At 56.2% G+C, this 12,738-nt stretch carries 12 protein-coding genes; 7 read left to right on the forward strand and 5 right to left on the reverse strand.

The annotated features are described in order from the left end of the window. Positions 1-37 precede the first annotated feature (37 nt). From FQ179_RS02270 to FQ179_RS02280, 3 genes are all read left to right on the forward strand, one after another. Entirely contained in the window at positions 38-2,146 is a 2,109-nt protein-coding gene (locus FQ179_RS02270; protein ID WP_149395636.1) for a heavy metal translocating P-type ATPase, read from the forward strand. Positions 2,147-2,212: 66 nt separating this feature from the next. Then, complete coding sequence (locus FQ179_RS02275) at positions 2,213-2,554, forward strand: YqjD family protein (protein ID WP_149395637.1); 342 nt, start codon at positions 2,213-2,215, stop codon at positions 2,552-2,554. A gap of 183 nt (positions 2,555-2,737) precedes the next feature. Beyond that, a complete protein-coding gene (locus FQ179_RS02280) occupies positions 2,738-4,384 on the forward strand; it encodes a SulP family inorganic anion transporter (protein WP_149395638.1) in 1,647 nt (548 codons plus the stop codon). A 208-nt stretch (positions 4,385-4,592) separates the two neighbouring features. Here the strand turns inward: FQ179_RS02280 and FQ179_RS02285 are convergent, their stop codons facing one another. The 5 genes from FQ179_RS02285 to FQ179_RS02305 form a co-directional block, all read right to left on the reverse strand. After that, on the reverse strand, positions 4,593-4,781 hold the full coding sequence (locus tag FQ179_RS02285; protein ID WP_149395639.1) for a CopG family transcriptional regulator: 189 nt from the start codon (positions 4,779-4,781) through the stop codon (positions 4,593-4,595). A gap of 74 nt (positions 4,782-4,855) precedes the next feature. Further along, positions 4,856-5,626 (reverse strand): lipoate--protein ligase family protein, encoded by a 771-nt coding sequence (locus tag FQ179_RS02290; RefSeq protein ID WP_149395640.1) that lies wholly within the window; start codon positions 5,624-5,626, stop codon positions 4,856-4,858. Between the two features lie 5 nt (positions 5,627-5,631). Next, a complete protein-coding gene (locus tag FQ179_RS02295; protein WP_149395641.1) occupies positions 5,632-6,099 on the reverse strand; it encodes a TM2 domain-containing protein in 468 nt (155 codons plus the stop codon). A 107-nt stretch (positions 6,100-6,206) separates the two neighbouring features. Beyond that, positions 6,207-7,700, reverse strand: coding sequence for a glycerol kinase GlpK (gene glpK, locus FQ179_RS02300; protein WP_149395642.1), 1,494 nt, complete (start codon positions 7,698-7,700; stop codon positions 6,207-6,209). An 84-nt stretch (positions 7,701-7,784) separates the two neighbouring features. Beyond that, complete coding sequence (locus FQ179_RS02305; protein WP_149395643.1) at positions 7,785-8,549, reverse strand: DeoR/GlpR family DNA-binding transcription regulator; 765 nt, start codon at positions 8,547-8,549, stop codon at positions 7,785-7,787. 144 nt (positions 8,550-8,693) lie between these two features. On the opposite strand from FQ179_RS02305, the gene FQ179_RS22550 reads away from it, so the two are divergent. From FQ179_RS22550 to FQ179_RS02325, 4 genes are read left to right on the forward strand one after another with little or no spacing between them, the layout of a single operon-like run. Further along, positions 8,694-9,944, forward strand: coding sequence for an ABC transporter ATP-binding protein (locus FQ179_RS22550; protein ID WP_255474897.1), 1,251 nt, complete (start codon positions 8,694-8,696; stop codon positions 9,942-9,944). Positions 9,945-9,947: 3 nt separating this feature from the next. After that, on the forward strand, positions 9,948-11,024 hold the full coding sequence (locus tag FQ179_RS02315) for an ABC transporter ATP-binding protein (RefSeq protein ID WP_149395644.1): 1,077 nt from the start codon (positions 9,948-9,950) through the stop codon (positions 11,022-11,024). Continuing rightward, entirely contained in the window at positions 11,021-11,914 is an 894-nt protein-coding gene (locus FQ179_RS02320; RefSeq protein ID WP_149395645.1) for a carbohydrate ABC transporter permease, read from the forward strand. Before FQ179_RS02315 ends, FQ179_RS02320 begins: the two co-directional genes overlap by 4 nt. Further along, positions 11,907-12,728: a carbohydrate ABC transporter permease gene (locus tag FQ179_RS02325; RefSeq protein WP_149395646.1), complete on the forward strand. Its 822-nt coding sequence runs from the start codon at positions 11,907-11,909 to the stop codon at positions 12,726-12,728. The genes FQ179_RS02320 and FQ179_RS02325 overlap by 8 nt, the downstream gene beginning before the upstream one ends. The last annotated feature ends 10 nt before the right edge of the window (positions 12,729-12,738 follow it).

Consider the following 12,738-nt stretch of genomic DNA (forward strand, 5'->3'; position numbering starts at 1 on the left):
CTACTGAACCCATACTCACACTACACGTGGATAAAACATGTCAGCAGATACACATCAACACGCGCACGACCCGACCCCTCAACGCGGGCAGGCCGCAGGGGTTTCATTTTCGTGCTGTCCCTCTGACAGCGCTGGCGAAGCCCATGACCATGCTCACGGCCACGATAAAGAGGCGGGCGACCATGGCGGTCACGTGCACGCGACCGCCGGGCAGTCCTGGTATGTGCTCGCGATCGCTGCCGTGGCCGCGCTGGCCGCCGAGGTGTCGGGGTGGCTGGGTGCCAGTGTCTGGGTAGGGCTAGCTCTGGCGCTGGTCGCCATCGCGATGAGTGGCCTGGGTGTTTACCGTAACGGCCTTGTTTCGCTTATGCGCGGAGACCTGAACATTAATGCGCTAATGAGTATTGCCGTCACGGGTGCAGTCTTGCTGGGTCATTGGCCGGAAGCCGCCATGGTTATGGTGCTTTTCGCGATTGCCGAACATATTGAGGAGCGTTCTCTTGACCGGGCGCGTAATGCGGTGGAGAGGCTGATGCAGGTTGCTCCGGCGACGGTCTCAATGCAAACCGACTCAGGTCAGTGGGTCGATACTCCTGCCATTGAAGTGGTCCCCGGCAGCCTGCTGCGCGTCCGGCCAGGCGAACGCATAGGCCTCGATGGGCATGTTGTAGACGGCATTTCGTTTGTGGATCAGGCCCCCATTACCGGCGAAAGTATTCCTGTGCAAAAAGGGCAGGGCGACCGGGTGTTTGCCGGCACGATTAACGGTATGGCCGAACTTCAATACCGCGTTGATGCCGTGTTTCGCGATACCCTGCTGGCGCGCATTATTCATGCTGTGCATGAAGCACAGGCCTCAAAAGCGCCCACGCAGCGTTTTATTGATCGTTTTGCGCGTATTTACACGCCTGCCATCTGCCTGATCGCGCTTGCTGTCGCGGCAGTTCCGCCTCTCTTGCTGCCCGAAGCCCTGTGGGCCGACTGGGCATATAAAGCCCTGGTTTTATTGGTTATTGCCTGTCCTTGCGCTCTGGTTATCTCTACGCCCGTTGCGATCGTAAGCGGGTTGGCCGCTGCTGCCCGTCACGGCATTCTGATTAAAGGCGGGGTGTACCTGGAGCAAGGTCGCAAAATGGCCTGGTTGGCGTTGGATAAAACAGGCACATTAACAAGTGGTGCGCCGGTATTGCAGGAGTTTGCCCTGCTGGACCCTTCGTATTACGAAGCGCAATGCCGTCGCATTGCGGCCAGTTTGGGTTCACGTTCAGACCATCCCGTGTCACAGGCCTTGGCAAGATCGTACAAGGGCGAGCTACAGACGGTGCAAGGCTTTCACGCCGTTCCAGGCGCAGGTGTTCAGGGCAGTGTTGATGGTGTGATGTACACACTGGCCAGTCCTTCGGGTGTAGCGGCTCTGGTTCTGCGTGGCAAAAACGAGCCCGGTGTGCCTGTACGCGATGAAGGTATTGAGCAAACGCGGGCGTCGTCCACATCTACGGACGAAGGCGCTCACACTGAGGCGCTGTACCCGCATCCCATCGGTGAGTGGCAGGAGCGTGGGTACACAGTGACTGCCTTGGCGATCGCGGGCCAGCTTATCGCTGCGTTTGCGGTTGCTGACAGTATCAGGCCAGGCAGCCGCGAAGCGGTATCCAGCCTGCATGCGTTAGGTGTTAACACTGTCGTCCTGTCGGGTGACAACGCCGCGACTGTGCGGCATGTGGCGGCGCAGGTAGGTATTGATGCTGCACACGGTGGTTTGCTGCCTGATGAAAAATTACGCACCGTTGAACACTATGCGGCACAGGGCACGGTCGGGATGGTCGGCGACGGCATTAATGATGCACCGGCGCTGGCTCGCGCGGACATTGGCTTTGCCATGGGGGTTATGGGAAGCGATATCGCCATTGAAACTGCCGATGTCGCGCTCATGGACGATGATTTGCGCAAAATCCCCAAGTTTCTGCGGCTGTCACGTGCAACCCACGCTGTGCTCGTGCAAAATATCAGTCTGGCCCTGGGCATTAAGCTGGTGTTTTTGGTGTTGACGCTGGCTGGCCTGGGTACTATGTGGATGGCGGTTTTTGCCGATGTGGGCGCCAGCCTGCTGGTGGTGGCCAACAGCCTGCGCCTGCTGCGCAAGTAAAACGGCTCGGGCATACCGCTTGCTGTACTGCGTATACTATAAGTTCATTCTTTTTAAGGAGTTGGCATGGATACCTGGTTTTCCGACCGCCGAGCAATGCAGCGATCACGCAAACGCCTGAATAACGATCTTAAAAACCTGATCGCTGATACCGAAGCCCTGCTACGTGCGACCGCGTCGCATACGGGCGCAGAAGTGGACAGCGGTCGCATGCGTCTCAAGCGTCAGCTTGAAGCCATGCGTGAGCACACTGATGGATGGCGTGAATCGGCCATTGACACGTTTCATGATGCACGCACGGGCGCTGAACGGCACGTACGCGAGCACCCCATGGTGGTGGCTGGCGTTGCAGCTGGCATTGCAGCCATTGTGGCGGCCATCTGGTGGTCGGGCGACAGGCGCGGGTAAGCCGGCTAATACGAGTCTGCCGCGGCACCATGCTGCGGCAGCGCGCTGCAGCGATTTTTGACCCTAAAGAGGGAAGGGAGTTGCTGTTGCTTTTTCGACCTTGAACTTGGCCAACTATATGTTTGTTTCGTACACATAAGATTATAATGTGACTCACATTCTATTTGTTTTGTGGGACACCTAATGATTGCGCTGCTTGAAGCCAAGCGTGCCGGCCTTCTTGCCCGTCGCCATTGGCCTGCCAACATCGTGGCAGGCCTTATTGTTGGAATCGTCGCTCTGCCGCTGGCCATGGCGTTTGCCATTGCGTCTGGCGTCAAGCCAGAGCAAGGTATCTATACCGCTATCATTGCAGGGCTGGCCGTATCCGTGTTTGGCGGCAGTCGCGTGCAAATTGCGGGCCCCACAGGCGCATTTATTGTCATTCTTGCGGGCGTGGTGGCTGATCATGGCGTCGAAGGGCTGCAGATCGCAACCCTTATGGCTGGCGTTATTTTGCTGCTGTTTGGCTTGGCGCGCCTGGGCGGTGTAATCAAGTTCATCCCTGCGCCGGTCATTATCGGGTTTACCGCCGGTATCGGCATCATCATCTGGGTCGGGCAGTGGGAGGCTTTTTTTGGGCTGCCCTCAGCTGGCGGCGGGCATTTTCATGAAAAGCTCATAAAACTGCTTGCGTCCTTTCCACAGCTTGATATCGCCACCACCATAATTGGTGTGGTGTCGTTGCTGCTGGTTATTTACACCTCTCGCATTCCACGGTTTTCACGCATTCCGGGGCCGTTGGTGGCGCTGGTTGTTATGACTGCCATGCAGTCGGCCTTCGGGCTGCAAAGCGTGGCAACAATAGGCAGTACGTTTGGCGCGATTCCCAGCGGTTTGCCGTCGTTTCATTGGCCAGATGTCACACTGACCCGATTGGTCGAGCTAATCGGGCCTGCATTTGCCATCGCCATGCTGGGCGCCATTGAATCACTGCTCTCGGCCATTGTGGCCGACGGCATGACCGGTACCCGTCACAATTCCAACCAGGAACTCATCGGGCAAGGTATCGCCAATATTCTGACGCCAATGTTTGGCGGCATTGCCGCAACCGGTGCCATCGCACGAACGGCGACCAATATTCGCAATGGTGGCAATAGCCCGATAGCCGGCATTATTCATGCGGCGATTTTGATTCTGGTGCTGTTGGTTATGGCGCCGCTTGCCGCCAATATACCGCTGGCCACGCTGGCGGCCATTTTGTTTGTGGTGGCCTGGAACATGAGCCAGGTTCGCCATGTCGTAAAAATGGTGCGCCGTGCACCCCGCGCCGACGTCGGTATTTTGCTTATTACGCTGTGTCTGACGGTGTTTGCTGATCTGGTGGTGGCGGTAAATATCGGGGTGGTGCTGGCGGTATTGCATTTTCTGCGACGCATGGCCGAAAGTGTTGTGGTGCGCCGGCAAGTGGGTGAGGATTTGCGCAAAGAACTGGCCGTGTATGGCATAGACGATGTTCCCGAGGGGGTATTGGTTTATGCCGTAGAGGGCCCCTTCTTTTTTGCCGCCGCCGACATGTTCCAGCAGGCACTGGCCGATACGCATACTGATCCGCGTGTGGTTGTTATACGTTTGGGGCAGGTGCCTTATATTGACGCAACAGGCCTGCAGGCGCTTGAAGCAACGGTGCTTGCCTTGCAAGAGCGTGGGGTGCGCGTCATCGTGGCCGAGCCCAACGAGCTTGTTTTTGGCAAGTTGCGCAAAATGGGCCTAATCGACAGATTGGGTGAAGGTGGGGTAACGCAGACCGTGGCCGAGGCGATGCGAAATCTTGAACCTTCCAGCACGTAACTGTTGCGCCCGAGCGCCGACCCCCAGCCTTCAGGCCGGGGAGAACGCTTGCATTTGATACGGTGCACGACGCGTTTTGCCAATTAGCGCGGCGAGCAAGATCTTGCTGCTAAGTGCACAGTGCATAACTTATAAGGTAAAAGTTTGCGCGCCTATTATGTTGCGCCGATACGGGCCTGTCAGGCGTAACAAGGGCCTAGCCCACTCGTCAGTTGTTTTTTTCATGCGAGTCGGCGGAGTCTTTGCCATACTCAACACCGCGCTCGGCCAGGTAATCGCGGATCAGTTTTCGTACAACCTGTGATGGCGTAATGTCCTGACTGGCGCATAGCTGTTCAAAGGCTTTTTTCTTGTTTGGGTCGATGAGCACAGTCAATCGGGCAGTTTTGTTTTCCATGGACCAGTGGCGTAATAATGATAATTAGATTGTAATTCAATACGCATGTTTGTAAAGAAATTGATAAGCATTGCTCAGGAAACTGTCAGCGATCCCGGGGGCAGCGTAGCGCCTGTTATGTACTCTTCCAGCAGGGCATGTAGGCGTGAAAGAAAGCTGGCATCAGCAGCGGTCTTGCTGTCATGGGCATGGCCAGCCTGTACAAGCGTATGCAATGAAACCGTTCGGCCAGGCAGGTAGCGTCTGTCGGTGCCTAAGGCCTGTTCAAACTCGTTGGCGCGGTGGGTGACCTGCTCAGTATCTACGCACGCAAGCACGAGTGCATGCACCAGAACGGCCTGACGGTTTTTATACCCTGGGGTGGGGTAGCGACGCCATAGCTGAGCCGTGCCGGCCACTTTCTTTCTGTGTTCTCCCTGGCCGATGGCAAGGTTATAGCGCCCATCGCAAAATGAACCCTCTACCGCAGCGGCATGGGCCTGAACGCCCATACGGGCGATGGCGTCGCCCAACACATTGCACAGCAGCTGGTAAGCGGCTTCAGAGTTATCCATGGGGTTGCCGTCTATGCAGTAAGCCAGGCTTACATTGATGATGCCTGGCCCCTGGGGCACAATGCCGCCGCCCGACATACGTACGGTTACCGGCCAGCCTGACAAGGCGTACTCAGCACACAATGCCTCAAAGCCTGTATGTCGACGGTAAGTGCGCGGCACCACCAGCCCCTGTTTTGCCGTCCAGATGGCAGCTGTGGGGCCGTGAGTGGTCGCCATGTCGATAAGCGTTTCATCGAAACGGGCGTCTTCCGGCCCCGTTGAGGTTGGGGCTAACAGCGTGAAACCCATTGCGTTCAGGGTCGGTTTGGCATGAATGCATCGTCAGCCATGAGCAAATAGCGCAAGGCGTCGATAAGCCCCAGAACGACAGCAAGTGGCGTAAACAGCCAAAAGATGATCAGATACAAAATACCCCAGCCGATTTGCCCCAGATAGAAGCGGTGAGCACCCAGCCAGCCCAGAAAAAACGCCAACACGATGGCGACCTTGCGCTGATTGGTGGGTTTTTTGAGTTCGTCGCCTTTACTGCGGGCTATCCATAAAGTGATGGGCACCGTGAGCAGCAGAGCGACGGCAACCTTGATGCGATGCTCAGACAGATAAAGTTGGGTTTGGTAAACGAGGTCGGAGAAATTTTCGATGAGCCGCCCGGTTACGTATGACAGCCACGCAAAGGCATCGTGAAAAATAACCTCCCCGAACGTTAACGCGACGAGGATGACAACAAAAATGGCGATTGCCAAAATAATTTTCTGCAGCATGTGGCTAGGGCCCCTGATACTCATGAACCTTTAGTTTAATGAGTAATCGTGCTTTGTGCGCGGCGCGGCTGTTACCGGGCGTAGCAAGCGTGTGCAGCCCGGGAGTATTACTCGGCGCAGGTCTGTCTGACGGCATGCTCCCAGCCTTGCATGAGTGCCTGGGCCTGAGCCTGGGGAATCTGAGGCTCAAACACGCGTTCAACTTGCCAGAGTGCCGACAGCTCTGCTTTGTCGCGATAAACCCCGCTGGTCAGGCCAGCCAGGTAGGCGGCGCCCAGTGCAGTCGTCTCGATCATGGTGGGCCGCACCACACGTATGCCCAGTAAATCGGCCTGAAACTGCATCAGCAAATCATTGACGCAGGCACCGCCGTCGACGCGTAACTCAGTAAGCGGCGCGCCGCCGGCCGCCACAGCATCGCGGCTCATGGCCAGCAGCAAGGCCGCACTTTGATAGGCAATGCTTTCAAGCGCAGCGCGGGCAATATGGCCCATGGTGGAGCCACGCGTCAAGCCTGTAATCGTGCCGCGTACATCGGGCTTCCAGTAGGGTGCGCCCAAACCCGTAAACGCAGGAACCATCATGACACCGCCGGCATCGGGCACACTGGCAGCCAGTTGTTCGATTTCACGGCTTTGCTTGAAGGCACCCAGCCCATCGCGCATCCACTGAACCACCGCGCCGGCGACAAACACGCTGCCTTCCATGGCGAATTCGGGTCGTGCACTGATCTGTGCGGCGCTGGTGGTAACCAGGCCGTTTTCTGAAAGCTGAAACGTGCTGCCCGTATGCATGAGCATGAAGCACCCGGTGCCATACGTATTTTTGGCCATGCCCTCGGTAAAGCATGCCTGACCGAAAAGTGCGCTTTGCTGATCGCCGGCTACGCCGCATATGGGGATGGCATGGCCGAGGAACTCGGCATCGATGGTGCCAAAGTCGGCTCCCGAGGGCAATACCTTGGGCATTAGCGCCGGGTGTATGTCGAGCATGTGCATGAGTTCGGCGTCCCATTCATTGTCATGCACGTTGAACAGCATGGTGCGTGAAGCGTTGGTGACGTCGCTGACATGCTGAGCACCCTTGGTCATATTCCAGATCAGCCAGCAGTCAATGGTGCCAAAGGCTAACTCACCTTTAAGCGCCGACTCGCGAGCGTCAGGCACGTTATCGAGGATCCATTTGAGCTTGGTGCCCGAAAAATAAGCATCGACGCGCAGGCCTGTTTTTTTGAGGATGACATCTTCCAGGCCTCTTTCGCGCAATTGCACGCAGGTGTTTTCGGCGCGACGGTCTTGCCATACGATGGCGTTGTAAACAGGCTGGCCCGTGCGGGTGTTCCACACCACCGTGGTTTCGCGCTGGTTGGTGATACCGGCGGCCTTGATCTGCGAGGCCTTTAGCCCGGCCTTGGCTATGGCCTCACGCGCGGTCGCTAGCTGGGTTTGCCAGATTTCAATCGGGTCGTGCTCCACCCATCCGGGCTGCGGGTAGATCTGCTTAAACTCGGTCTGCGCCTGCGCGACGATATTGCCTTGTTGGTCAAAAACAATGCTGCGTGTGCTGGAGGTACCCTGGTCGAACGCAAGTAGATAGGTCATGGCAGTGTGTAATGAAGAAGTCGTGACTGGCAGTGTAAGTGCTGGTGCTTTACCGCCACAAGTGTGAAGCGCTTTTGCTATGGGTTAGCCGGCAACGTCGCAGCGCACCTGGGCCTGTGTCAGCAAATCGGGAAACGGTTCGGGTGGTGCCGAGTCGGTAAATAACCTGTGTACGTCGGTCAGATGCGCGACGCGCACCATGGCCTGGCGGTTGAACTTGCTGGCGTCGGCTGCCAGCCATACTTCACGTGCGTGAGCAATAATGGCCTGCGACACTTTGACTTCACGATAGTCAAAATCACGCAATGACCCGTCTGGCTCAATGCCCGAGATCCCGATCAATGCAATGTCAACCTTGAACTGACGAATAAAGTCGACCGTGGCTTCACCCACAATACCGTAATCGCGTGGCCGCACAACACCACCCGTAACAATGACCTCGCAATGCTGATTGCGGCTCAAGATGGCAGCGACGTTGATATTGTTGGTGATGATGCGCAAGCCCGTGTGCTGCATGAGGGCCTTGGCGATGGCTTCGGTGGTGGTGCCTATGTTAATGAACAGCGAGCAGTCATTGGGCACGGCCTCGGCCACCGCATAGGCGATGCGCTGCTTGCCCTCGGCGTGGAGGTTTTCGCGCTGATGATAGGCGATGTTTTCTATGGTCGAGTTGGGCAGGCGTACGCCACCATGAAAGCGTGCAAGCAGTCCAGCTTCCGACAGGCGCTGCACATCGCGCCTCACGGTCTGTACGGTGACCTCCAGGCACAGCGCAAGCTCATCAACGGTACAGCTTGCGTGTTTATGCACCTGCTGCAAAAGCTTGATTTGTCTGGGGTTGGGATTCATGGTCTGGTGCCGGGCAAGGGCGAAAAATGCGATGACAAGACTTTACCTCGAAACAAAAAGAACCGGTTTCAGGGTTTTCATCTACTGTATTTGTATAAGAAACGAACAATAATGCGCTCATTAGAAAAGAAAATGAGGGCAATCGTGCGGCTGACGCTGGAAGAGATTACCCGTAAGGAGGGGGGGGAGACATGGCTTTACGCCATGAGTCTCGCGCTGCAGCCAGCCTCGCTTACGGTCTTGCTGGGTGCGACACGGGCTGGCAAAACCAGCCTCATGCGCATTATGGCCGGTCTGGATGCGCCAACCAGCGGCAGCGTGCTGGTGGATGGGCGCAACGTGACCGGGCAGTCTGTGCGCAAGCGCAATGTGGCCATGGTGTACCAGCAGTTCATTAATTATCCTTCCATGACGGTGGCCCAAAATATTGCGTCGCCGCTCAAATTGCGGGGCGAAAAAAATATTGACGAGCAGGTGCTTGAGGTTGCACGCAAGCTGCACATAGATATGTTTCTGGATCGTCTGCCTGAAGAGTTGTCGGGCGGGCAGCAACAGCGCGTGGCGCTGGCGCGTGCGTTGGCCAAGCGGGCGCCGCTCATGCTGCTTGATGAGCCCTTGGTCAACCTCGACTATAAGTTGCGTGAAGAACTGCGCGATGAGTTGGGGCAGGTGTTTCGGTCGGGCGAGTCTACTGTGGTGTATGCCACGACAGAGCCTTCCGAGGCCTTGCTGCTGGGCGGCCATACCGCAGTACTCGACAAAGGAGAGCTGCTGCAGTATGGGCCAGCCATAGAGGTTTATCAGCGTCCGAAGTCTATGCGTGTGGCGCGTGCCTATAGCGACCCACCCATGAATTTTTTTACTGCCCGCCGCACCGGCGAAGGCATTTTGCTGGATCATGGCCCCGTGCTTCGCCTGTCCATGCCGCTCCCGCACGTTTCTGTGATTGAGCCCGCATTGGCGTACGCATCTGCAGCCGACGGCCCAACTACTGCAACCATTGCAATGGCTGAAGCCGCTGCAACCCCTTCAACCCCCTCAACTGCATTAGCTGCTTCAACTGCTTCAACTGCTGCGTCGGTCGCTGCCGACGTGCAGGCGTCGTTCTTGTCCGTTGACAGCCACACCTTGTATATCGGGCTGCGTGCATCATCCTTGCGCACTCAGGCGCGCGAGGGTGACATTACGCTTACCGGCAAAGTGCTGATTGCTGAAATATCGGGTTCAGACACGTTTTTGCATATGAGCACTGAAATGGGCGACGTGGTGGCACAGCTTTCGGGGGTCAGACATTTCGAGATCGGCACCCAGTTGCCGCTATGTTTTTCGCCGTCTTCCGTGTTTGTTTTTGATGCGTCGGGCGATCTGGTGCTGGCCGCCAGGGAGGGAGCGTAAGGTATGGCACGCATAGACCTGGATCTGGCTCATTCTTATCTTGCAGCGCCGCGCAGCGATGAAGATTACGCACTGCTTCCGCTGAAAATGACGTTTGCCGACGGTGGCGCGTATGCCTTGCTGGGGCCTTCGGGTTGCGGCAAGACCACCATGCTCAATATTATTTCAGGTCTGCTGCAGCCTTCCGAAGGTACTGTTTTTTTTGATGGCGTCGACAAAACTGACGCCAGCCCGCAGCAGCGAAATATTGCGCAGGTGTTTCAGTTTCCGGTTATCTACGACACCATGACGGTTGGTGAAAATCTGGCGTTTCCCCTGAAGAACCGCAAGGTTCCCAAGGCGCAGATCAAGGAGCGGGTAGGGCAGATTGCCGAAATGCTTGAAATGAGCCATCAGCTTGACGCACGCGCGTCGGGTTTGTCAGCCGACGCCAAGCAAAAGATCTCGCTGGGACGCGGGCTGGTGCGGCCCGATGTATCTGCCATTTTGTTTGACGAGCCCTTGACGGTGATCGACCCGCATCTTAAATGGCAGTTGCGTCGCAAGCTCAAGCAGATACATCGCGAACTGAAGCTGACACTTATTTACGTGACGCATGACCAGGTTGAGGCGCTTACCTTTGCTGAGCAAATACTGGTGATGTCTCGTGGCAAGGTTGTGCAGATCGGCACCCCCGAGGCCTTGTTTGAGCGGCCGGCACATACGTTTGTCGGGCATTTTATCGGCTCGCCGGGCATGAATCTTATGCCGGTAACGGTGATCGACGGGGTCGTGAGTGTGGCTGGCCAGCGTGTCGCCGTGCCTGACAGCCTACGTATACCCGACGGTGAGCTGACGTTGGGCATTCGGCCTGAGTACACGTACATGGCCCCTGCGGGTGAGCCTGGCGTGGTGCAGGCCTTGGTTGAAACCGTACAGCATGTGGGTGCGTTCAGGCTGCTTACCGCGAAGCTGGGGGATCATGTTGTGCGTGCACGCATTGATCTTGAGCATGTCGCGCCCGAACCAGGGTCGACCGCCGGGTTTACTTTGCTCAGTGCGCATTCTTGCTTTTACCAGAATGAGGAGTTACTGGCATGAGTCAAACTGTTAAACCCGTCAACCAGAAGGCGTGGTGGCTGATACTGCCGGTATGCATCTGCGTGGCGTTCTCCGCCATTATTCCGCTGATGACGGTTGTGAACTATTCGGTGCAAGACGTCATTTCGCCCACACGTTCGGTATTCGTGGGCACAGAATGGTTTGCTTCGGTTATGCAAGACAGTGCTTTGCATGAGGCTTTGGTGCGCCAGCTGGGGTTTTCGCTTTCGGTGCTGGCCATTGAGATCCCGCTGGGCATTTTGCTTGCGCTGTGCATGCCCGCCACAGGTTGGCGCGCTTCGGCAGTGCTGGTGCTGGTTGCGCTTTCATTGCTTATACCCTGGAACGTGGTAGGTACGATCTGGCAGATTTTTGGGCGTGCCGACATTGGTCTTATGGGGCGTACGCTGCATATGCTGGGTGTTGATTACAGCTATGCCGCAAACCCGACACACGCATGGTTGACCGTGTTGCTAATGGACGTATGGCACTGGACCCCACTCGTGGCTTTGCTGGCCTATGCCGGGCTCAGGTCTATTCCTGATGCGTACTATCAGGCGGCCAGTATTGATGGCGCCAGCCGCTTTGCCGTGTTTCGTTATATACAGCTACCCAAGATGCGCGGCGTGCTAATGATTGCGGTGCTGCTGCGCTTTATGGACAGCTTCATGATTTATACCGAGCCGTTTGTGCTGACGGGTGGTGGACCGGGCAATGCGACTACGTTTTTAAGCCAATACCTTACACAAAAAGCGGTAGGTCAGTTTGATCTGGGCCCGGCGGCTGCGTTTTCGCTGATTTATTTTCTGATCATTTTGCTGTTCTGCTTTATCTTGTACAGCTGGATGCAGCGCGTTGGAACGCAAGACAAGGGGCCCGCCCATGAGTAAGAATCGGCATAAGTCCCATTGGGGCCGCACACTGTTTCTGGTGCTGTACTTGATCTTCGCCCTGTTGCCCATTTACTGGATGGTCAACATGAGTTTTAAGACCAACGAAGGCATATTGTCCAGTTTTTCACTGCTGCCTCAGCAGTTTACCTGGGACAACTACATCAAGATTTTTACTGATCGCTCCTGGTATAGCGGCTATATCAACAGCCTCATTTACGTCGCCATAAACACGGTTATCTCGCTGACTGTAGCGCTGCCTGCAGCCTATGCGTTTTCACGCTACAAGTTTTTAGGTGATAAACATGTTTTCTTTTGGCTGCTCACCAACCGGATGACGCCGCCGGCCATTTTTCTACTGCCATTTTTTCAGTTGTATTCAACCGTAGGCCTTATGGATACGCATCTCGGTGTGGCGCTGGCGCACCTGATCTTTAACGTACCGCTGGCCGTATGGATACTTGAAGGCTTTATGAGCGGCATTCCGCGTGAGATCGACGAAACAGCCTATATTGATGGCTACAGTTTTCCGCGGTTTTTCGTAACGATATTTTTGCCGTTGATCAAGTCGGGAGTGGGTGTGGCAGCTTTCTTCTGCTTTATGTTTAGTTGGGTTGAGCTATTGCTCGCACGCACACTAACCAGTGTCAATGCCAAGCCCATTGTTGCCACCATGACGCGCACGGTTTCGGCTTCTGGTATGGACTGGGCGACGCTGGCAGCAGCGGGTACGCTCACCATTATTCCTGGCGCCATCGTGATCTGGTTTGTGCGTCATTACATTGCAAAAGGCTTTGCAATGGGGCGGGTGTAAGGAGAGGGGG

The sequence above is a fragment of the Pusillimonas sp. ANT_WB101 genome (genome assembly GCF_008369125.1).
Lineage (GTDB): Bacteria > Pseudomonadota > Gammaproteobacteria > Burkholderiales > Burkholderiaceae_B > Allopusillimonas.

Excerpts from the sequence above, each read along its gene's own strand:
- FQ179_RS02285 (WP_149395639.1), bottom strand. The coding sequence starts at position 4,781 with ATGGAAAACAAAACTGCCCGATTGACTGTGCTCATCGACCCAAACAAG.
- FQ179_RS02280 (WP_149395638.1), top strand. The coding sequence starts at position 2,738 with ATGATTGCGCTGCTTGAAGCCAAGCGTGCCGGCCTTCTTGCCCGTCGC.
- FQ179_RS02315 (WP_149395644.1), top strand. The coding sequence starts at position 9,948 with ATGGCACGCATAGACCTGGATCTGGCTCATTCTTATCTTGCAGCGCCG.
- glpK (WP_149395642.1), bottom strand. The coding sequence starts at position 7,700 with ATGACCTATCTACTTGCGTTCGACCAGGGTACCTCCAGCACACGCAGC.
- FQ179_RS02320 (WP_149395645.1), top strand. The coding sequence starts at position 11,021 with ATGAGTCAAACTGTTAAACCCGTCAACCAGAAGGCGTGGTGGCTGATA.
- FQ179_RS02295 (WP_149395641.1), bottom strand. The coding sequence starts at position 6,099 with ATGCTGCAGAAAATTATTTTGGCAATCGCCATTTTTGTTGTCATCCTC.
- FQ179_RS02270 (WP_149395636.1), top strand. The coding sequence starts at position 38 with ATGTCAGCAGATACACATCAACACGCGCACGACCCGACCCCTCAACGC.
- FQ179_RS02290 (WP_149395640.1), bottom strand. The coding sequence starts at position 5,626 with ATGGGTTTCACGCTGTTAGCCCCAACCTCAACGGGGCCGGAAGACGCC.
- FQ179_RS02325 (WP_149395646.1), top strand. The coding sequence starts at position 11,907 with ATGAGTAAGAATCGGCATAAGTCCCATTGGGGCCGCACACTGTTTCTG.
- FQ179_RS02275 (WP_149395637.1), top strand. The coding sequence starts at position 2,213 with ATGGATACCTGGTTTTCCGACCGCCGAGCAATGCAGCGATCACGCAAA.
- FQ179_RS02305 (WP_149395643.1), bottom strand. The coding sequence starts at position 8,549 with ATGAATCCCAACCCCAGACAAATCAAGCTTTTGCAGCAGGTGCATAAA.